Annotated in this window: 17 protein-coding genes and 1 tRNA gene; 7 read left to right on the top strand and 11 right to left on the bottom strand. The window is 55.4% G+C overall.

From position 1 onward, the window contains the following. Positions 1-12 precede the first annotated feature (12 nt). The 4 genes from Y017_RS15460 to Y017_RS10510 form a co-directional block, all read right to left on the bottom strand. Positions 13-180 (bottom strand): hypothetical protein, encoded by a 168-nt coding sequence (locus Y017_RS15460; RefSeq protein ID WP_155849260.1) that lies wholly within the window; start codon positions 178-180, stop codon positions 13-15. After that, positions 165-1,601 carry a phospholipase D family protein gene (locus Y017_RS10500; RefSeq protein ID WP_035460695.1) on the bottom strand — a complete coding sequence of 479 codons (1,437 nt, stop codon included), beginning with the start codon at positions 1,599-1,601 and terminating at the stop codon, positions 165-167. The genes Y017_RS15460 and Y017_RS10500 overlap by 16 nt, the downstream gene beginning before the upstream one ends. Before the next feature lie 289 nt (positions 1,602-1,890). Continuing rightward, positions 1,891-3,699 carry a beta-ketoacyl synthase gene (locus tag Y017_RS10505; protein ID WP_035460697.1) on the bottom strand — a complete coding sequence of 603 codons (1,809 nt, stop codon included), beginning with the start codon at positions 3,697-3,699 and terminating at the stop codon, positions 1,891-1,893. Between the two features lie 309 nt (positions 3,700-4,008). After that, a complete protein-coding gene (locus tag Y017_RS10510; protein WP_035460699.1) occupies positions 4,009-5,190 on the bottom strand; it encodes an acetyl-CoA C-acyltransferase in 1,182 nt (393 codons plus the stop codon). Between the two features lie 324 nt (positions 5,191-5,514). Between Y017_RS10510 and Y017_RS10515 the strand changes: the two genes are divergently transcribed. The 4 genes from Y017_RS10515 (at position 5,515) to Y017_RS10530 (ending at position 8,608) form a co-directional block, all read left to right on the top strand. Next, positions 5,515-6,102 carry a superoxide dismutase gene (locus Y017_RS10515; RefSeq protein WP_011587934.1) on the top strand — a complete coding sequence of 196 codons (588 nt, stop codon included), beginning with the start codon at positions 5,515-5,517 and terminating at the stop codon, positions 6,100-6,102. 718 nt (positions 6,103-6,820) lie between these two features. Beyond that, positions 6,821-7,684: a hypothetical protein gene (locus Y017_RS10520; protein ID WP_011587935.1), complete on the top strand. Its 864-nt coding sequence runs from the start codon at positions 6,821-6,823 to the stop codon at positions 7,682-7,684. Between the two features lie 423 nt (positions 7,685-8,107). Next, positions 8,108-8,192, top strand: a tRNA-Leu gene (locus tag Y017_RS10525). 188 nt (positions 8,193-8,380) lie between these two features. Beyond that, a complete protein-coding gene (locus Y017_RS10530) occupies positions 8,381-8,608 on the top strand; it encodes a hypothetical protein (RefSeq protein WP_035460701.1) in 228 nt (75 codons plus the stop codon). Between the two features lie 311 nt (positions 8,609-8,919). On the opposite strand, the gene Y017_RS10535 is transcribed toward Y017_RS10530, so the two are convergent. From Y017_RS10535 to egtB, 4 genes are all read right to left on the bottom strand, one after another. Beyond that, a complete protein-coding gene (locus Y017_RS10535) occupies positions 8,920-9,420 on the bottom strand; it encodes a DUF1289 domain-containing protein (protein ID WP_035460703.1) in 501 nt (166 codons plus the stop codon). Between the two features lie 172 nt (positions 9,421-9,592). Beyond that, positions 9,593-10,117 carry an acyl-CoA thioesterase gene (locus Y017_RS10540; protein WP_011587938.1) on the bottom strand — a complete coding sequence of 175 codons (525 nt, stop codon included), beginning with the start codon at positions 10,115-10,117 and terminating at the stop codon, positions 9,593-9,595. A 142-nt stretch (positions 10,118-10,259) separates the two neighbouring features. Then, complete coding sequence (gene egtD, locus Y017_RS10545) at positions 10,260-11,288, bottom strand: L-histidine N(alpha)-methyltransferase (RefSeq protein ID WP_231483476.1); 1,029 nt, start codon at positions 11,286-11,288, stop codon at positions 10,260-10,262. After that, positions 11,281-12,561 (bottom strand): ergothioneine biosynthesis protein EgtB, encoded by a 1,281-nt coding sequence (gene egtB, locus Y017_RS10550; RefSeq protein WP_035460768.1) that lies wholly within the window; start codon positions 12,559-12,561, stop codon positions 11,281-11,283. The genes egtD and egtB overlap by 8 nt, the downstream gene beginning before the upstream one ends. Positions 12,562-12,734: 173 nt before the next feature. Between egtB and Y017_RS10555 the strand changes: the two genes are divergently transcribed. Continuing rightward, complete coding sequence (locus Y017_RS10555) at positions 12,735-13,505, top strand: 3-hydroxyacyl-CoA dehydrogenase (RefSeq protein ID WP_011587941.1); 771 nt, start codon at positions 12,735-12,737, stop codon at positions 13,503-13,505. 87 nt (positions 13,506-13,592) lie between these two features. On the opposite strand, the gene ppnN is transcribed toward Y017_RS10555, so the two are convergent. Then, positions 13,593-14,960, bottom strand: a complete 1,368-nt coding sequence (gene ppnN / locus Y017_RS10560; protein ID WP_035460705.1) for a nucleotide 5'-monophosphate nucleosidase PpnN — start codon at positions 14,958-14,960, stop codon at positions 13,593-13,595. Between the two features lie 417 nt (positions 14,961-15,377). Here ppnN and Y017_RS10565 point away from each other — a divergent pair, with 417 nt between their 5' ends. Continuing rightward, positions 15,378-15,593 carry a hypothetical protein gene (locus Y017_RS10565; protein WP_011587943.1) on the top strand — a complete coding sequence of 72 codons (216 nt, stop codon included), beginning with the start codon at positions 15,378-15,380 and terminating at the stop codon, positions 15,591-15,593. A gap of 152 nt (positions 15,594-15,745) precedes the next feature. Here Y017_RS10565 and dinB read toward each other — a convergent pair whose 3' ends face one another. After that, positions 15,746-16,861, bottom strand: coding sequence for a DNA polymerase IV (dinB, locus tag Y017_RS10570; RefSeq protein WP_035460708.1), 1,116 nt, complete (start codon positions 16,859-16,861; stop codon positions 15,746-15,748). A 173-nt stretch (positions 16,862-17,034) separates the two neighbouring features. On the opposite strand from dinB, the gene Y017_RS10575 reads away from it, so the two are divergent. Further along, entirely contained in the window at positions 17,035-18,648 is a 1,614-nt protein-coding gene (locus Y017_RS10575; protein ID WP_051428756.1) for an FAD-dependent monooxygenase, read from the top strand. A gap of 78 nt (positions 18,649-18,726) precedes the next feature. On the opposite strand, the gene Y017_RS10580 is transcribed toward Y017_RS10575, so the two are convergent. Beyond that, positions 18,727-19,536 (bottom strand): putative RNA methyltransferase, encoded by an 810-nt coding sequence (locus tag Y017_RS10580; protein ID WP_035460713.1) that lies wholly within the window; start codon positions 19,534-19,536, stop codon positions 18,727-18,729. Between the last annotated feature and the right edge of the window lie 159 nt (positions 19,537-19,695).

The following is a 19,695-nucleotide window of genomic DNA, read 5'->3' on the forward strand; positions in this document are numbered from 1 at the left end:
ATAGCCAAACGGTTAAAGCAAGCCTACAACAGAAGAGACAGAAATCACCGGGAAAAGAAAAATCATCCACGCGTGCTCTGTGCGCTCCATATGCTCTGTGGTGAAGTGCCCTTGATCTTGCTGCTTGATCGCGTCAGCGACGCGCTTACAGCGCGGGCTTTGCATTAAAAACTGCTCCACCCGGTAAATTCCATTCCCCGATACAGCCAGTACTTCCACTGCGAATCGTCCGCATACACCTCATAGTCCGTGCTGTGTTTTTCATCGTAGCGATTTTCCCAGCGCCGTTCGAAGGTGTCAGCGGCCTGTTGCATGATGGCCTGATCCGGTGCGGCGGTGAGACGAACGTTGCTTTCCAGATTCAGATTATCCAAATTGCGGCGAGTGTAGTTAGCGGAGCCAAGAATGAGCTCAGCGCTGTTGGCGTTGCGCCGTAGTAGCATCTTGGTGTGGCATTGTTCCCCTTGAGTATTACACCAGCGCACCGGTATCCCGGCTTTGTGTAATTCATGGGCCACCTGACGGTTGGGGATGCCGTTCTTCTCTCGCCCAAACGCATCCTTGTTAGGGTCGAGCAGTACGCGGAGCTGTACGCCTCGGTGGTGTGCGGCTAGCAGCGCGTTCACCAGTGGGCGATGGGATAGGTAGAACACGGAAATATCGACCTGATCTTCCGTTTGACTGTGCTCAATGGTGGTGAGCAGGGCGTCGCGAATGGCCCCTTCGGTAAGCATTTGCAAATGTGTATCGGCCGCAGGATTGGCTGGTTGTGTGGGTAAAGTCGGCAACGTTGGCAAAGCGGTGTGGGCCAATTTTGCCACGGCCAGTTCACTGGCGAGTAGGTCGTTAACGGCATTGCCCTGAAATCGTAGCCCGATATTGCTGTGGGCGCTGCTGCCATCGTGGGCATTGGCGGAGGTTACCAGTGCGGTCCAGTGTGCGCCTTCATCCACCAGCAGGGTTTTACGGTGGTTGGCCTTGAAGTTAAGCAGCGTTAGGTAGCTGCGTAGCGTTACCTTGCCGGGCCCCATGGGGTTGGGCAGCCAGCCCTTGTTGGCGTTGTTGCTCAGCCACTGGCAGCATACTCGCCACAGTCCGGACCAGCTGGGGTTGGAATCGCGTAGGGTAGGGAGCGGGGTGGTAATGACGGTGATGTTGGCGTTTTTCAGGCGTGCCAAAGGCTTGTTGTGCAGCCCACCGTAAAGCGTGTTGATGGGATCGGTAATGACCACGATGGGCATATCTGGGTGCTTGTCGCGCTGGATTAGCAGGGCATCGATTAGCTCCCCGGACAGCGCGCGGTAACTTTCGCTGCCGGCGCCCTGAAAATCATTGAACAGGAACATGTCGACTACGATCACTTTTTCCGCCTGCCCAATCAGCCGGAAGAATTCGTCAAAAATATGCTGGCGGCTAAGCCGTTGGCTGCCCTCACCTTCATCGCTTTCCCAGGTATCGTCCACCAGCAGTTTCAACCCGTGTACCGCATGCAGGTCGCCCTTGAGCGACAGCCCTGCGGGCATGGGTTTATAACGGTGCCACAGGGCGGTGCTGGCAATCAGGGCGAGGAGAATCAACAGGGCGAGTTTCAAGCGGGTCATGATTGGTCCATAGCATGCAGTGAGGCAACCTTATCAGGTAACCAAGCTAAACGCCGTAGGTCCAAAGTTGAAAAACCCTCCAGGGTCCCTTGCGGTCCATCTCTCATGTTATACCGCGCCTTATTCTGTAAAGAAGGTTGCCATTGGGCTGAGCATGGCGCTACCGCATCGCACCACCCGTGTTGGCAGCGCTGGGCCTGTGCGGCTTTTGAGGTGCCGGTTCGTTAAGGGGTTATTCTCGCGTTGACGGCAAGCGATGTGAGGCATCGCTTGCCGCATAAAGGCACAATTATCGATTGAGTTGGTAATCAGCGAGATTACTATCGTCACCAAACTCCATGATCGTGCCGCCGTTGAGCTGTACGGCTTCCCGGCTCAGTGTCACTGCCTCGTCGCCGAGCACGCCATCGTTGAATCGATAAATTGGCCGCGGCGTCTCGTTGAGGCAGTGGTTACGGAAGCGGCTTTTCGCTTCCAGCACGTTTTCCCGGCGGCTCTCCCAGCGGGCCATGGCTTGGGCTCCATGGCGCTGTTGCAGCATCTCCCGGGTTACTGACGGCGCCAGAGCCACGGCGGTGGCGTTGTTGCCGCCAAACCCTTTGGCGTTGATCAGGCTGGCCTGCAGGTTGTCGTGCTGGACATGATCCATGGCGAAATCTAGGTGCTGGCGGTGCACGTCATCGGCGATATGGTCAATGCTACGGATGCCGGGGATCTGGTTATGGGCAAAGCTGCCCAGGGCCGCGGCCAACTGATCACCACCGGAGCTGCCCAGAGAATGGCCAACAAACGCTTTGATGGCGGTCACTGGCCACTGTCGGATACCGAAGGCCTCCGCTACTCGGTCCAGGATGACCGATTCAGTTACCCGATTCTGTGGCGTGCCGGTGCCGTGAGCGTGTACGAAACTGTGTTCACGTAGCCCCTGCTCGCCGATGAGTTGGCGGGTGAGGGCTGCGGCTTTGCCCACGGTTAGGTAGTTGCCCACGCCGGGAGCGGAAATGGATTTCTTGGCGCCGTCGGCGTGAATGAATACATCGGGTACAGCGCCCAAGATGTCGACGCCGAGCTCCAGTGCCAGGGCATCATCCATCAGCACGGTGAATTGAGCGGACTCGGCCATGGTGAAGCCACAATTCCCGGAGAACGGCCGGCAGGCCCGGGTCAAGTCCGCCGTGGACGCGCCGTCCAAGGCGGCCAGTGCCTGGTCTTCCGCTAAGGCGCCCATGGCGCGGTAGCCTTCCATGATTTCCGGTACCAACGGCGCTTCGCTAGTGCCGATAATGGCGACCCGCACTCGACCATTGCGAATGGCGTGGACGCCCTTTTCCAAGTTGTAGAGGAAGGTAGCACAGGCGCCCAGCATGCCACCGGTGGTGCCCACGGAATGCAACACATAGGCATTGAGGAAATCGGCGGTCATTTCCCCCAGCCCCAATGGCACTTGTTTGGAGGTGATGCGTTGGCCGTTGGGAGGAAAACGCATTACTCCGCCGAGGCCATTGTCATCCATCTGCGACATGGCATTGCTGGCGTACACGGCCACCTGATCGGGGCGTACATGGGCGGCTACGGTTGCCCAATCGAGGCCCAAATCGCCTAATGCATCGCTGATCCCGAAAATGGCCATTTGCAACGCGCGGGGGTGGCTGCGCGACGCGTACAGGGCGCCGGGGTCGAAACCGTCCGGCAACTGGCCAGCGGCACTGACCCGGCGGGGGGTATCGAGGGGCACGTGCAGCCCCAGCCCGGCAGGTAAGGTGACGTGGCTGCGGCGCTTGTCTATAGCATGGACCTGCCAGCCCGGCGCCAGGCTATCAGGCAGATCCATGTTGCGCATTTCCAGGGTGATAGGGGAATCGCTGGTGCCCGCGAGCGCGCCGTGGAGTTGGTGGCTATCGGGGAGCGCTCGGATCAGGGTGCGCGCCAGCACGCTATCCTGGTCTGCGCCGGTAAGCTGGTTCAGCGAATTCAGCGTGTCCTGCTGCTGAGAGGGATTCAGCGCGTCGAAAATAAGCCTTTGAAAGGCGAAATGCTGGGCGCTGCGGCCTGCCGCATTAATGCCGCCCATGGCGGTGATAACGGGTAATGCTGACATGGTGCTCCCGGGGCTCTGGTTCTAACATGATGACTAGTGAGTCAGAGTACAGTGGAAATCCGGGTTTGCGTATACGTGGCAGAGCGAATTCGGTCAGGAAAGTGCAACAGAGTTTGAAAGTGAAAGGGGATGTTTCGGGATGAGGCTCGGCAGTAATCGTTGTTGGGAGCGGTGGCTCGGGCGCGATTGTCGGTGACGCCGGCCCCGCTTTTCGCTATGGGGCATTGCTCCTGCGGTACGCCGGGTTATTTTTATATACATAAAAAAACGGGGCCTGAAGGCCCCGTTTGCGTCTGGCGTACTTACACCTTACACCAGCTCAATGGCCACTGCGGTGGCTTCACCGCCGCCAATGCACAGGCTGGCTACACCGCGTTTGCCGCCGGTGCGCTTGAGCGCGTGGATCAAGGTGAGAATGATGCGTGAACCGGTGGAACCCACCGGGTGGCCCAGGGCACAGGCGCCGCCGTGAATGTTCATCTTTTCGTGGGGAATGCCAAGATCCATCATTGGCAACATCGCTACCATGGCGAAGGCTTCGTTGATTTCGAACAGGTCCACATCGTCCACACTCCAGCCCACTTTCTTCATTACCGCTTCGGTGGCACCAATCGGGGCAATGGTGAATTCGCTAGGATGCTTGCTGTTGGTGGCATGGGCGAGGATGCGCGCCAGTGGCTGCAGGCCACGCTCGTTGGCAACGGATTCGCTGGCCAGTACCAAAGCCGAACCGCCATCAGAGATGGAGCTGGCATTGGCGGCGGTGACGGTGCCGTCTTTGGCGAAGGCTGGACGCAGGCTAGGGATCTTGTCGATCCGGGCGTTAGCCGGCTGTTCGTCGGTATCGACCACTGTTTCACCCTTGCGGGTCTTCACGGTCACCGGCACGATTTCATCCTTGAACCAACCATTGTCGACTGCGGCATTGGCCCGGTTTAAGGATTCGATGGCGTAGTTGTCCATGTCTTCGCGGGTGATACTGCGCTTGTCGGCCACTTCCTGGGCAAAGGAGCCCATCAGACGGCCAGTTTCTGCATCTTCAAGGCCATCCAGGAACATGTGGTCCATAACTTGACCATGGCCCATGCGCATGCCACCGCGCGCGTTCTCCAGCAGGTAAGGGGCGTTAGTCATGGACTCCATGCCGCCGGACACTACGATTTCGTTGGTGCCAGCCTTGATGGAGTCGTAGGCGAACATGGTGGCTTTCATGCCGGAGCCACACAGCTTGTTGATGGTGGTGGCACCGATGCTGTCTGGCAAGCCGGCCAGGCGCATGGCCTGGCGGGCAGGGCCTTGTTTCAGGCCAGCGGGGAGCACACAGCCCATGATGACTTCCTGCACGTCTTCAGGTTTCAGACCCGCACGGGCTACGGCTTCGCGGATAGACGCGGCGCCCAGTTCCGGGGCGCTGACAGCGGACAAGGCACCCTGGAAACCGCCCATGGCGGTACGGGCACCGTTTACAATCACTACGGCATCATCAGACATGTTTTTCTCCTGCCAAACAGTTGAAGGCGTTAACAGAACGCAAAAGAAACGTCCCGGAACGTAAAAATTGGGGCGCATTGTACTTGAAACAAGGGCATTGCGCCCCATTTGACAAAGACCCGCCGGTCACAGGTTGCTGGCAAATGATAGGCTCTGTCTATGACGACGAAAGGCAAAGCCATGCCAGAGTAGAGAACACGACCGGTAGCTTGTTATTATCGTTTGGCCGTAGACGACCGGCAGGTTGTCTGCGGGGAATTTCTGCCCGTTGTTGTGAGCAAGCAGCTGTGAGCAATGGGACAACATGATGTCAGGGGACAAATTATGGCTTTTGAATTACCGCCGCTTCCGTTCGAGAAAAATGCACTGGAACCGCATATTTCTGCCGAGACGCTTGAGTACCACCATGGCAAGCACCACAACGCTTACGTGACCAAGCTGAACGACATGGTTGCCGGCACAGACAATGAAGGCAAATCCCTGGAAGAAATCATCAAGAGCGCCGAAGGCGGTCTGTTCAACCAGGCAGCGCAGGTGTGGAACCACACGTTTTACTGGAACAGCCTGAGCCCCAATGGCGGCGGCGCTCCTAGTGGTGATCTGGGCGCAGCCATCGACAAGGCATTTGGCTCTTTCGACGAGTTCAAAGACCAATTTAATGCTAAAGCGACGGGCAATTTCGGTTCCGGCTGGACATGGCTGGTAAAAAACAGTGATGGCAGCTTGGAAATCGTTAACACTGACGACGCGGACACTCCCATTGCCCACGGCAAGGGCCAAACCCCGCTGTTCACCGTAGATGTTTGGGAACACGCGTATTACGTGGACTACCGCAATGCCCGTCCTAAGTATCTGGAGTCCATCTGGAACCTGATTAACTGGGATTTCGCCGCTAGCAACTTTGCTGCTTAAACCCGATAGGGTAAGCCTGATGGTGCTGTCAAAGGTACCATTTGAATTACAAAAAAGGCCGCTTTTGCGGCCTTTTTTGTGTCTGTATAGGTGGCCATTTAAGGGTAGGTTTGGTGGTGTCCTACCCGCTCGGGATGATTGTCGCTAAGTGATCGTCGGCCTCATGATAACGATGACAAAACGGGAGTTGTGTGCGTTTTATTGGATTGATAATGTTGCTCGCAGGCTGTGAACAATGCCGGCTATGGCTACCGAATCAGCCTGTGATAGGCAAGTACTGCAAACAATGAGCATTGGTCTTAATTAGGTGAAAACCTAAAATAATAGGCTATAGGGGTCCTTGCAAATAAATGGGCGCGGACACCGTTTGCAAAGCCTGTCATTGGCAATGGGGAGCGTGAAGTCGCATGATAGCGCTGTTTTTGCGTCTCCATAAAATCACCAACGCTAATGATGAAAAGGTAGTGGTTCTCGTGGTTTGGGTCATCGGTTCCGTTCGTCCTTAGGAGACTCTTCTGCCGTTAGTCAAAATGAAAAGGCAAATACGGGCTGAGAGTGAGGGCTTATTTCGCCACCAAGCCGCCATTGTTCGAAAAGTGGCAGAGTAAGAGTGGATGTTCGCTTGAAGCGTATCGAGTAAACGAAAAATAGAGGCCGTAAATGGTCTTTTTGTATGAGACTTGGAATATTTAGTCGAGGCTCTGATTAGGATTGTGGAATGACACGAGATCGTGAAGTGAATCTTGGTGACCTGGATGGTGTGACGGTTGATGCACCAGGGACAACCCCCTCCCTTTCGGCTTCTCCGGGTGGAAGGGACAAAAAAACGCCACCGGGAAGAAAAAAAACGGCCCCTAAGCCGCAAAAGCCGACCCCTTCAGGTGGTGGTAATGGCGGCTGGATGGCTGCTTGTCTAGTACTGATGGTGCTGATTGCGGTGCTTGGTGTTTGGTTCAGTAAGCAAGTGGCGGGTTTACAAGCGCAGTTGGATAGCCGGTTGACGGAGTCCAGTGAGAAGATGGGCAATCTCCAGTCCCGCTTATCGGCTACGGACGAAACGCTTAATCAGTCGTCCGGTAAATTGCTGGAGACGGTGCAGTCCTATGGCAAAAAGCTAGCAGCCAATGAGAATGAAATCCGCAAGCTGTGGGACGTGAGCAACACACTTAATAAAACCACGATTGCCAAGCAGCAAAAAGCATTGAACGCATTGTCTTTGTCGGTGAAAGAGGTGAAGAAAGGCCAGGCTGGAGTGGATGGAAAATTAAAAAGCATTAGCGTTGATGCGGCTGCGCTTAAAAAACAGATGGAAAGTGCCGTGGCAGCAGTCAACAAAAGCAGCGATCAATGGCAGAGTCAGATCGGACAAATGCAGACTCGAATGGAAGTGTTGGTTGACAGCATCAAGCAACTGGAGCGAGAGCAAATTAACCTGAAAAACGGGTTGGCCAAGGTGGAAAAGGCCCAGGGCAAGATTTCGGCGCTGGATGCCTCTGTCGATGATTTGGAAGCTGCAATTGCGGCATTTGATGCCTATCGATTGCAGGTCAACAGCCGGCTGGATTCATTGGAAGGTCGTTGATCGTTTAACCTGGCACGGACTGTTTCTCCGAGGGGTGGGCAGTCTGAGTGACAGATTTAAATTTAAAGAACCCTAGCCCAAAAAATGTTCTGCCATGGTCAGAATATAGCTCTGTTTATTTCTCTAGGCCGGCAAACTTGTTAGTCGTTTTGTAAGATGCCACTGCCAACCGTTTTTCAGGTAGAGGCCTGGATGGGACGGTGCCGGTGTAAGGGGGGCTTGTGCTCACTCAGCGTCAAGCTGCTCTCAGCTTGTCTTTTAGAAGACAGCACAAACAAGCGATTTTCCCCTGGGCAGGCAGCAAAATTGAGTGAGAAAAATCGACAAGGGTCTGCTGGCGCATTGCCGTATCCCGCGCAGCAGTTTAATAGGTTGCAAGAGGGCTGGTAATTGTCAGCGAGCCTGCTAGAATAGCCGCCCATTGCGCCAGTGGTGGAATTGGTAGACACGCCAGATTTAGGTTCTGGTGCCGAGAGGTGTGAAGGTTCAAGTCCTTCCTGGCGCACCATCACAAAGAAAGGCCGCAACAGCTTGCTGTTGCGGCCTTTTGCGTTATGGGGGATTGGCGGGCGTCTTGTCATCTATGATTTCTTTGTGCCTACGGGGTTTGAGCCGCTGTCAGATAAGCGGTCAGTTCTTGCCTTGTGCTTGTCTGGTTGGATGGGTACAACCATAGGAGATCCTGATGGAGGAATGATGCACGACAGCCGCGATGAAAAACTCAACCACAATTCTCACGGGGACGAATCTGACTCACCAAAACCGCGAGTATTGGAAAAAGAAAAAGTGCTGTTATTGGCTTTGGCCTTGCTGGTGTCGGGGGCTTTGATATTGGGGGTCTTTGCCCATTCGGAAGGCATTGAGGCACGCACAGCGTTAAAAGATATCCGCTCAACACTGACTGACGCGGCGAATTCCCTGTAATCCTATCGTTACCTCGCCTGCTGTGTTGGGCGCGTGTAAGTGCAGCGCCGACTCCACCATTAAGGGGCCGAACGCGGTCAAATCTTACGCATTGGGGTCCAACCAATTATCACGTTCACAGCGCTGTCTGCCTGCAGGTTGGTTGAAGTTAGCCTGTGCCTAAAATTTTCAACAGATGTTGTATTCCAGCGTGCCCCACAAAAGGTTGATACGGTTAAAGTGTATCGATAAATGTTTTCTTTAGTTGTGACGGGGGAGTTCAGGTTGGCACAGGGGATTGTTTTCTTGGTAGTTGAAGTACATGCCTGCAGTTAGATCAGCCCTTTCTCCCGAGCGGCTTGCTCTGTGAGTTCGGCGACCAGGGTTACTGGGCGGGCATAGGCGCGGTCGTAATGGGCCTGAGATAGGGCATGACATTCTGCGCTGATCTGATCGTACAGCTGTCGCGGGGTCATCGTGCCGGTGGGGGGAAGGGCGCGCAAGCCAAAGTGCTCGTAGGAAATAAGTTTGGAGCCGGCAGCTTTGAGTAACTCCGGCACCCAGCCCTGAGGGGACAGTTGGGTTTGGTAGCGTAGATTTTGGAAATCCAGCTCGGAGGCTAGACGCTTCGCATCTGTTACTAAAAAATAGTTGTCCACGACTTGGCACAGCAACACATCCAGCCGTCGCCAAACAATGCTTTTTTGTTCGTTGGTGTAGCCATTCCAATGCACTACCTCGTGGCTGAAACGACGACAGCCACGGCAAACCGTATCACCGAAAACGGTGGAACAGACGCCAATGCAGGGGGTGTGGATTCGATTTGCTGCCATGAAGGAATGCTAACAGAAAACCCTGGTTCTGGGAGAGGCGTGCCGGTCGGTTGCTGGTAATTTGAGCGCTTGGCTGAGCATGGCGTAACGCCATGGTCTACATTCACTGTCTGACTATTCGCTGGGTAATATGTCTGCCCCGTGTTGTTGCTTATAGCTTACAGCGGGGCTTCTAGCCATTTTCCGTCAACCGTCGCTTGGTCTGCAGCAATAGTTTCCATTGCTCTACATATTCAGGCAAGGGCGGCGAGGTCAGATTCATTCCGGTCATTTCTTGTACGGTCTGAGGGCTGACGGATTTGCCACCATAAACGTTGGCCACACGCAGCAGGGCATGGGTGTGCAGTTTGCGCTGGGACTCGAAACGTTGATCGTAGTAAAGGTATTTTTCGTCCCAGCCAAGAACTTGGGTGTGAAGCTGGAAGTGCTGATAAGGGCGTAGTTCGCGGATGTAAGCAATTTCGGTATTGGCCACCACGCCGTTGCAGCGAGCTTCAAACATACGATTGAGTAGCCCAGTAACCACGGCGTGTTCCAGCCGGCTGCGATCCATGAACTTCAGGTATTTTGCATTGTTCAGATGCATGTTCAGGTCGATATCCAGCAGGCCAACCCGGAACTCCATGGTGACCACATCAAAAAGCTGGTGCGTAGGCGGCCGTTTACGGCGGCGCGCAGCGCTGATCAGTTCAAGCATCCGATTTCCCTATGCCACGGTTATCGCCGCAGCCCCTCTTATATTATCGTTGGAATACACGCACAGAAAAACGCGGTCCAGTATAACGATACTGGATCGGGTTCACACTATTAGCCTTGGTAGGGGGCTACAGCTTTTACGTTCAGGCCTGAGCAAGGTGCAGACTGAACAGGTTTTGTGGGTCGGTCCAGCAGTTTAATGGCTTAAAGCCGGCAGCGATCAACTCAGCACTGAAGCTTTGTTCTGTGAATTTGTAGGAATTCTCGGTATGGATGCGCGTGCCGCTATTCAGAATGAGGCTGCGTTCGCCGAGTTGGATGTGCTGGTCGCACAGGCACTCTAAGTGCATTTCGATGCGCTGATGGTCGCTATTATAGAAGGCGACATGGCGCATGTTGGCCGTGTCGAACTGGCAGTCCAATTTGCGGTTCAGGTGATGCAGTGCGTTCAGATTGAACGCCGCTGTGAGGCCTTCGGCATCATTGTAAGCAGCATTCAGCTGTGTATTCGCTTTCTGTAAATCCGCACCGATCAGCAGCGCACCACCGGCTCCGGCCAGATTATGCAGCCCCTTAAGGAAATCGGCTCGGGCGGAGGGCTCGAAATTGCCAATGGTGGAACCGGGGAAAAACACCACCTGGCCCGATTGTGTCAACGCGTCGGGCATGGCCATGGTTTGACAGTAGTCAGCGCATACGGCGCTGATGTGTACATTGGGGAAGTCTCCGGCCAGTTGTCGTGAGGCATCAAGCAGGCATTCGCGGGAAATTTCCACCGGCATGTAGTGACGGGGTTGCCAAGCATCCAGCAGCAGGCGCACTTTTTCACAACTGCCGGCACCGGGTTCGGCGATGATTTGTGGCTGCCCAAGGCGCGCGTGGATTTCTTCGGCGTAGTCGGTAAGCAATCCGGTTTCCGTGCGGGTGGGGTAGTACTCGGGGCTACGCGTGATGCGGTCAAACAGGGCCGACCCGGTTTCATCGTAAAAATACTTGGGGTGCAGGGAAGGGGTAGCGCCCGACAAGGACTGGCTGACTTCGGCAAGCATGTCTTTGGTGGGGGGATACAAATCATAAAAGGTCAAATTGGGACGAAGCTGTTGTTGGTTCAACTGGGTCTGTTGATGCTTCATCATCGCCTCGATAGAAAATGCAGTATGTTGTTCAGGCATGCTTCGTCCTCGGGTCGCTGGCGAGTCGAATGCCACTGAATTGCCAGCGCAAGTGGGGATAGAAGAAGTTGCGGTAGCTGGCGCGCAGGTGGCTGGCGCTGCTGGCGCAGGAACCGCCGCGAAGTACCATTTGATTACACATAAACTTGCCGTTGTATTCGCCCACGGCCCCGCTTTCGGCTTGAAAGCCCGGATAGGGCAGGTAGGCGCTGGCGGTCCATTCCCAAACGTCGCCAAATAAGTGAGAAAGGGCTGAGTTACGGACCGTACCGGGCTGGAACAGGCCCTCGTCGGCAAAGTTGCCGGCGATCGCTTGGGCGCGGGCAGCATGCTCCCATTCCTGCTCTGTGGGCAGCCGCTTGCCTGCCCAGCGGGCGTAGGCGTCGGCCTCGTAGTAATTCACATGGGCAAGAATCTGGTTATCAGCAAGCGGTTGTTCACCGGCCAGAGTGAAGTGGTGGCTCAACGCTGCGTTCCAGTACAGCGGGCGTTCAATACCTTTCTGTTGCACCCAGCTCCAGCCATCGGAGAGCCACAGGTCTGAATTGCGATAGCCACCATCCTGAATAAAGGTGCGAAATTCTCCCTGGGTAACGGGCCGATTGGCTAATTGAAATGGTTCTAGCCAAGCCTTGTGCCGGGGAGTTTCATTATCGAACGCGAAGCCGCTATGGGCGCCAATGTCCACCAGTCCTCCTTCGAAGCACTGAAACGTTAGCGCTGGCGTGCTTTCGTTGGCCTGATTCGTGGTGTTGATGGGGCGGCTGATACGCGGTGATAGTGGGTTGAAAGAGAGGCTGTATTTCAGATCTGTGAGCAGCAGTTCCTGGTGTTGTTGTTCGTGGTTGATGCCTAGCTGCATTAGTCCATTGAGGTTATCGGTCTGCGTTAGCAACGTGTCTATGGCCGCGTCTACCTGATGGCGCCAGGCCATTACCTCGTCGTTGGTGGGCCGCGATAGCAGGTGTCGCTGGGGGCGAGGGTACTGTTCACCGATGCCGTTGTAATAACTGTTAAAGAGGTATTCGAACGCGGGGTTGTGTGGCCGATAACCTGGCAGGTGCGGTTTGAGCAGAAAAGTTTCAAAGAACCAGGTGGTATGTGCGAGATGCCAGCGTGGCGGGCTGGTCTCCGGGCAGGCTTGCAGGCCCATGTCTTCGGCGAGCAGGGGGGCACATAATTGCTCGCTGAATTGTCGGGTTCGCCGGTACGTGGCGGCGAGCCAGGAGGTATCGTCCTGTTTGGCGGTATCTGGCAAGGCTTTCCCTCCCATGCCGTGGGCCACTGTGCGGTCATAATGAATAATGACTGCAATGACGCAATCTCACCTTAAAGCAGTCCTGGTTTGAGCGAAAGTAACAATGAGTCGCTTGGCAGGGCTGGGTATACTCCGGGTAATGTTTTATAGATCCGTTACCTTTCTACCTTTCACAAGAAGGAGAGCATATGAATATTACCGATAAAGTGGCCGTGATTACTGGTGGTGCTTCAGGCCTGGGCCAGGCGACAGCAGAAGCGATTATTGCCAAGGGTGGCAAGGTCATGATTTTTGACCGTGACGACAAGCGCGGCCCGGAAGTCGCGGACCAGCTTGGTGATAATGCTGCCTTTACCCAGACTGACGTGACAGACGAAGCTTCCGTGAAAGCTGCCGTGGATGCCACGATGGCTAAATTCGGTGCCATTCATGTGTGCGTGAATTGCGCTGGTGTGGGCTCGGCCATGAAAGTTGTGGGCCGTGAGAACAAGCCTCATGACCTGGGTGTGTTCAACATGGTGGTGCAGATCAACCTGGTCGGCACTTTCAACGTGGCCCGTCTCGCGGCAGCTGCTATGGCTGAGAATGAGCCGGATGAAGACAATGAGCGCGGCCTGATTGTGAACACTGCGTCTGTGGCTGCATTCGATGGTCAGGTTGGCCAGGCCGCTTATGCGGCAACCAAAGGTGGCGTGGTCGGCATGACGCTTCCCATCGCTCGTGATTTGGCTCCGCTGGGCATTCGTTGTAACACTATCGCTCCAGGTATTTTTAATACCCCGTTGTTGAATGCGGCACCGGACAAGGTGAAACAGCCGCTGATCGAAATGACTCAGTTCCCGAAACGCTTGGGACACCCTAAGGAATACGGTCAGCTAGTGTGTCACATGATCGAGAACACGTTCCTTAACGGTGAAACCATCCGTATCGATGGTGCTATCCGTATGCAGCCGCGGTAACAAAAGACGCAACATGCGTCATGGTACACGCAGCACAAAAAAGCCCCGCTTTGCGGGGCTTTTTTGTGTCAATGTAGCGGCTACCTGTTAGCTCACTAACTCATAGCATGGTTCGTAATGGCTGCCAGGCAGTTTCATGCGTTGTTGTTCTACAAAAGCTTTAAGTAGCTCGTCCAAATGAATCATTAGCGCGTTAGGGGCGTGAAGCTTGTAGGGGCCGTGTTTTTCTATGGCCTGAATTCCATGCTCTTTAACATTACCGGCGACGATGCCGGAGAAGGCACGGCGCAGGTTGGCGGCCAGTTCGTGAACCGGCTGATCGGTGCTAAGGTTCAACGCTGCCATGGCCTCGTGGGTGGGCAAGAAGGGGTGCTGAAATTCCAGCGGCACATTAAGGCGCCAATTAAAGTAAAAGGCATCATCATTATCTCGGCGGAATAAGGTTAAGCGGTCCATGCCGTGGCACATGTCCAAAGCCACCGCTTCCGGATCATCAATAATGATTTTATAACGTTCCGTTGCTTTTTCACCCAAGGTATAGCGAATAAAGGCATCGACTTGCCGGAAGTAGTCGGCGCTGCTGGCTGGGCCGGTGAGCACCATGGGCAGCGGTATATCCGCATTGTCTGGGTGCAGCAGTACGCCTAATAAATAAAGAATTTCTTCGGTGGTGCCAACCCCGCCGGGAAAGATAATGATGCCGTGGGCCAGTCGCAAAAACGCTTCCAGTCGTTTTTCGATATCCGGCATAATGACCAGCTCGTTAACGATGGGGTTGGGCGCTTCGGCGGCAATAATGCCGGGCTCGGAAATGCCCAGATAGCGGCCTTCTTTTTCCCGTTGTTTGGCATGAGCCACGTGCGCCCCTTTCATCGGGCCTTTCATGGCTCCAGGGCCGCAACCGGTGCAGATGTCTTTGTGCCGTAGCCCTAGCTGGTAGCCCACGCTCTTGCTGTAATCGTATTCGTGGCGTGAGATGCTGTGTCCGCCCCAGCAGACCACGATATTCGGCGATGACCCGGCTTTAAGTACCCCAGCGTTACGCAGAATATGGAACACTGCATTGGTAATTCCTTCGCTGCTGGTCAGGTTGAAACGGTCATTGTTTTGAATCTCGTTGGCCACGTAAACGATATCGCGCAACACCGCTGATAGGTGCTCGCGGATACCGCGAATCATGCGCCCGTCCACGAAGGCGCCAGCAGGCGCATTGTCCAGTTTTAGGCGTAGGCCACGATCTTCCTGAATCACTTCAATTTCAAAGTCGTGATAGGTTTCCAGCACCTGTCGGCTGTCGTCGGTGGGGGTGCCGCAGTTGAGCACGGCCAGGGCGCAGCGGCGCAGTAAATCGTGTAGCCCGCTACCGGAGGTGTCGCGCAGGCGCTCCACTTCATGCTGGCTAAGCACTTCCAGGCTGCCTTCCGGCGCCACAATGGTCGATACCGTTTCGGTCATAGGGTCGGTCCGTTGTAAATCGTCAGGTATTTTAAGACACACATAGCGTTCTTTTGGAGCGTCTCTTTCTGAGAGTCCCGAGAGAGTACCGTAGTCCGGGTGACAAAGGAGTAGTTGGGGTGGGAAACTCGGTTTCAACTAGGGGCAAACTTGGGCGGTTGCGTTTGTCGGTAGGCTGTGATTTTTACATTTCGGCCGGGAACGACGTGATGACACGTGCGTCGGATATAAATATCGAGGCTGATACGGGTTTTCAGAACTCTGTGTGCAAAGCTTTCCCGACACAAGCAGTACGATCGGTTACATTGATCTACGACAAGCCGTTGTCATCGAATTGTCGTCATTATCAATCAGGCTTGATCAGTTTCTAGGGCCGCTGAATAGGCCCTTGTAGAGAGTGAGACTTAGGAGCAAAGCATGTTGCTCAAATATTTGAACCAACTGGAACAGGCCGTTAGAGCGGCTTGCGAGCACCCAGACTCGGCTACGGTCACCTATTGCGCCGATTGTGTCGCTACGCTGGATGCCTATTTAGATGGGCAAATGGAGCCGGTACAGCGTCGTGGCCGAGAGTTGATGGATGGGCTGATCCCGGCGGATTTGCATGACAGGGTTTGTCTGCGGGTGCACTAAGGGCGCAACACGAGGCGCCTATCTACACGCTCGGCCTTGCTGCCAGCCAAGGGCGTAGGGAGCTGCGCGTTGAGTTTATGAGCGCTTAATACAGAAGGCTTTGTTTTCTGTAGGGCTGTGTGGTTGGTTCGTGTTTTGAACTTTTAATGGCTTCAAAGCTTATTACGTTGGTTGTGCATAGCCTTGTCCCTTTCTTCCGGGAACAGATCTGGCTGCTGGGGAGCTTTCAGGTCGCGTAGTCGAGCACCGATGCCCAGTAGCCTAGCGGGGCCTTCCCGGCGTTCCCATAACTGGCAAAACAAGGCTTCGAAATGGGCCGGGTCCAAGTCGGTGCCGGCCTTGTCACAGCTCATGCTGATAAAATCCTGATACTTTACTTTGGCGGTTAGCCCGCTGATCAGATAATGCTGGTCCAACTTGGCAAACCGCTCCTTTAACTTTTCAAGCAGCCCCTCCAGCTCTCTCAGCCAGTCGGTGAGGGTGGGCTGATCCTTTTCGTAAGTACGTTCCACAGAAACGGACTTGCGTCGCCGGCCTGTCTGGATCGGGCGGCTGTCTTCTCCCCGGCACAGATGGTAAAGGCGCTCTCCAAAGCTACCGAAATGTTGACCTAATTCCAGACGGCTCAGCTGTTGCAGGTCGCCACAGGTTTTCAGGTTCAGTCCTTTCATGCGCTCGCCAGTGACCCGGCCCACCCCGGAAATTTTCCCAACAGGCAGGGCTGTCACAAAGGCTTCAACCTGGGCTGGAGGAATCACGAACAATCCGTCGGGTTTGCGCCAGTCGCTGGCCACCTTGGCCAGAAATTTATTAGGGCCGACGCCGGCAGAGACGGTAATCCCCACTTCCCGGCGAACATCTAAGCGTAATGCTTGAGCAATCCGTGTGGCGCTGTTCTCGAATTGTTCGCTGGTGCTTACATCTAGATACGCTTCATCCAGGGACAGGGGTTCAATCAGACTGGTATAACGACGGAAAATATCATGAATCTGGGTTGAAACTTTGCGGTATTTATCGAAATTCGGAGGCACAATAACCAGCTCTGGGCAGCGCCGTAGAGCCTGGGATGAGGCCATGGCCGAATGCACACCAAATTGCCGGGCCGGGTAATTGCAGGTGGCAATCACGCCGCGCCGGTGTGGGTCGCCGCCTACCGCCACGGGTCGGCCGCGCAACGCAGGATCATCGCGCATTTCCACGGCGGCATAGAAGCAGTCGCAGTCCACGTGGATAATTTTGCGCACCGTCGGTGTTGCAGGTTGTGCCATGATGAACTCGGGTCAAACGTTGCCGTGTTGGCGCGGCTGTTGCAGGCGCTACCCATGGGTGTGCCCAAGCGCGCCGTCGAACAAGCCGGATTGCCCCGGGGCCTTTATGCCAACCGGGAGTGACATAAGGAGAGTGTACCATCGCCGTTACCGAGAACCGCACAGCGCAGGTATTGATTGTTGGTGCCGGCCCTACTGGGTTGGCGCTGGGTATTGGTTTGCGCCGTCATGGCATTGATTGTTGCATTATTGACAGGCTGGATGCGCCATCGCCGTATTCGCGCGCCTTGGGGTTACATGCTCGAACGCTGGAGATTTTCGATGCGCTGGAGGTGCTGCCGTCGATTCGTAAGGTGTCGAGGCGGCTCAAGGCGGTATCAGTGTATGGCGATAAGGGTTTTCTCTTGGAGTTGGATCTCACCACTTTGAAAGCGCCATACCCGTGGGTGCTCAGTTGCCCGCAATCCGAGGTGGAAACCGTGCTGATTGATCGTTACCGGATGCTGGGGGGGGAATTGATCCGCAGCGCGGAGCTGCTGGATTTTCGTCAGGATGGTCGTGGTGTCGAGGCGCGTATTCGTCAGGGTTCGGATGTGCAGAAGCTGCAGTGCGAATTGCTGGTCGGTACCGATGGTGTGGGTTCTATCGTCCGGGAACAGCTGGGCATTGGTTTCAATGGCGTGGATTATAAGGAACATTTCCTGTTGGCGGATGTGCTCTGGGAGGCCCCTTGGAGTAATGATCGCTCTCACGGGTTCCTGCAGGAAGAAGGCTTGTTATTGGCATTGCCGCTGCCGCAGGGCTGGCGGTTGATTATGGCCCGTCGCGAGCCGCCGACATTGCCGTTAAGTTTAGCTCTCTTCACTGAACGGCTCACGTCGATTCTGGGGGAGGCACCGGATCTGGGTGAACCCCGTTGGCTCAGCCAGTTTTCCGTGCAGCGCCGGCTGGCCCAGCATTTTCGCCGCAACCGGGTGTTTCTGGCCGGGGATGCGGCTCATGTGCAAAGCCCGCTGGGCGCACAAGGGATGAATACGGGCCTGGCTGATGCCTTCAACCTGAGCTGGAAACTGGCGTTTTATCTGAAAGGATTTGGGCAGGGCGCTTTGCTAGACAGTTATGAGCAGGAACGGCGCCCGGTGGCGGAGAAAATGTTGTACGGCGTGGACATGCTATCGCGGGCTTCATTGGTGAAGTTGCCGATGCTGCGACGCAGCCGGGATTCGCTGCTGAAACTGGCGGGTAGCCGTCGTAATATCTCCAGTCGTTTATTGCGCACTGCCAGTCAGTTGGATGTGCACTATCGCAACTCGCCGCTGGTTGCCTATGGCCCGGAAGCGGATGTTGGTTGGCGGCATCAGGGGCCGCTACCGGGGGATCGGCTACCGGATGCGGCGCTGAAATCCGTGCGGACCGGGCATCTGCATCAGTTGCATGGCTTGCTGCGTAAGCCCGTGCATCATTTGTTATTGCAGCTGAGTGAGAGTCCTGAGCATAACGAGCGGCTGGTGATGTATGCGCTGAGTGAGCGACTCGGGCAAGAGTATCGCGAAAGCGTGCATCTGACCGTGATTGCGGCGCGTGCCACCGCCGATGATGACGTGCCCCGTGAAGGCACCACCCGTATCTGGCGTGACCATGAGGGCGAGTTCGCTAGCGCCTTTGGCGATAAAGGCCGGCTTTGGTTGATGCGGCCGGATGGGCATTTAGCGTACCGGGCACCGGTGAGCAATGCGGATGATTTGCTGGGTTATCTGAGGAGAGTGGTTGGGAAGGCTAACAGCTGAAACGAAGAAGGAGCGAGGTATTTCTCGTTAGCCCCAAAGGCGTAATCGGACACCTCACTTTATCGAATACGAGAGCGACTACGCCACACGCCGCCAGCGTTGAATCACAAAATGCCCGTTCATGGGCTTGCCCGCGAGGGTGCCAATGCCAGCCTTAGCTTCGGGCCGTGCGCGCCAATGGTGAGGCGTCATAGCGAGCAAGTTGCGGAGCTCTTCTTCTGACTCGGGTATCCACTCGCAATGCAGGGTCTCGCTGGAAAGTAGCTCAAAGCGATTATCTAGAAACTTGCCCGCATCAAAGCCACTCTGGCGCACATCGTCATAGAGGGCTTCGCGTAACGGTAGCAGGTGCGTTTCACCGGTGCCCACAACCATTAACTCCCCGCCAGGTTGCAGCACCCGGGCGATATCATCCACAAACAGGCGAGTGAACAGTACAAACACTCGTTGCTGGCTGGCATCAAACAGAGGCAGGCGCGCGCCGCTCGCCACCAGCCAAGTGACTCGCTTGTTACGCTTAGCGGCGGCATCCACGGCGAACTTGGAAATATCCACGCCCACACCATTCACTGCCCCTAGTCGCTGGGCAAACTGATCGCTGTACCAGCCTTCACCGCAGCCAATATCTAGCCAAGCGGGCTCTTCATCTGGCAGGTGGGCCAGCAGGGCGTCTGCTAGCGGCTGATAACGGCCCAATTCAAGAAATGACGTGCGCGCCTGCACCATGGCTTTGTCGTCCCCAGGAGAACGGGAGCGGCGTTGCTGTGCTAGTAACAGATTGGTGTAGCCACGTTTGGCGCGGTCAAACTGGTGACCGTTATCGCAGCGCCAGCTGTTATCGGAAAGGCGAAGGGCTTGCTCGCAACTAGGGCATTTGAGTGTAGGCATAGCGTACCGTGTTCAGAAGCGTGATGCCGGCAGTGAACCACAGGGCGCAGGGAAAAGGTAGGGTGAATGGGTGAAGCGCGGCAACCCTAAACTAGGGTGGTGCGCAAACAGGGTGTTGTGGATATTCGAATTAGCTGTAGTAATTCAGACTTGATCTGA

Source organism: Alcanivorax sp. 97CO-5 (assembly GCF_000524665.1).
Lineage (GTDB): Bacteria > Pseudomonadota > Gammaproteobacteria > Pseudomonadales > Alcanivoracaceae > Alcanivorax > Alcanivorax borkumensis.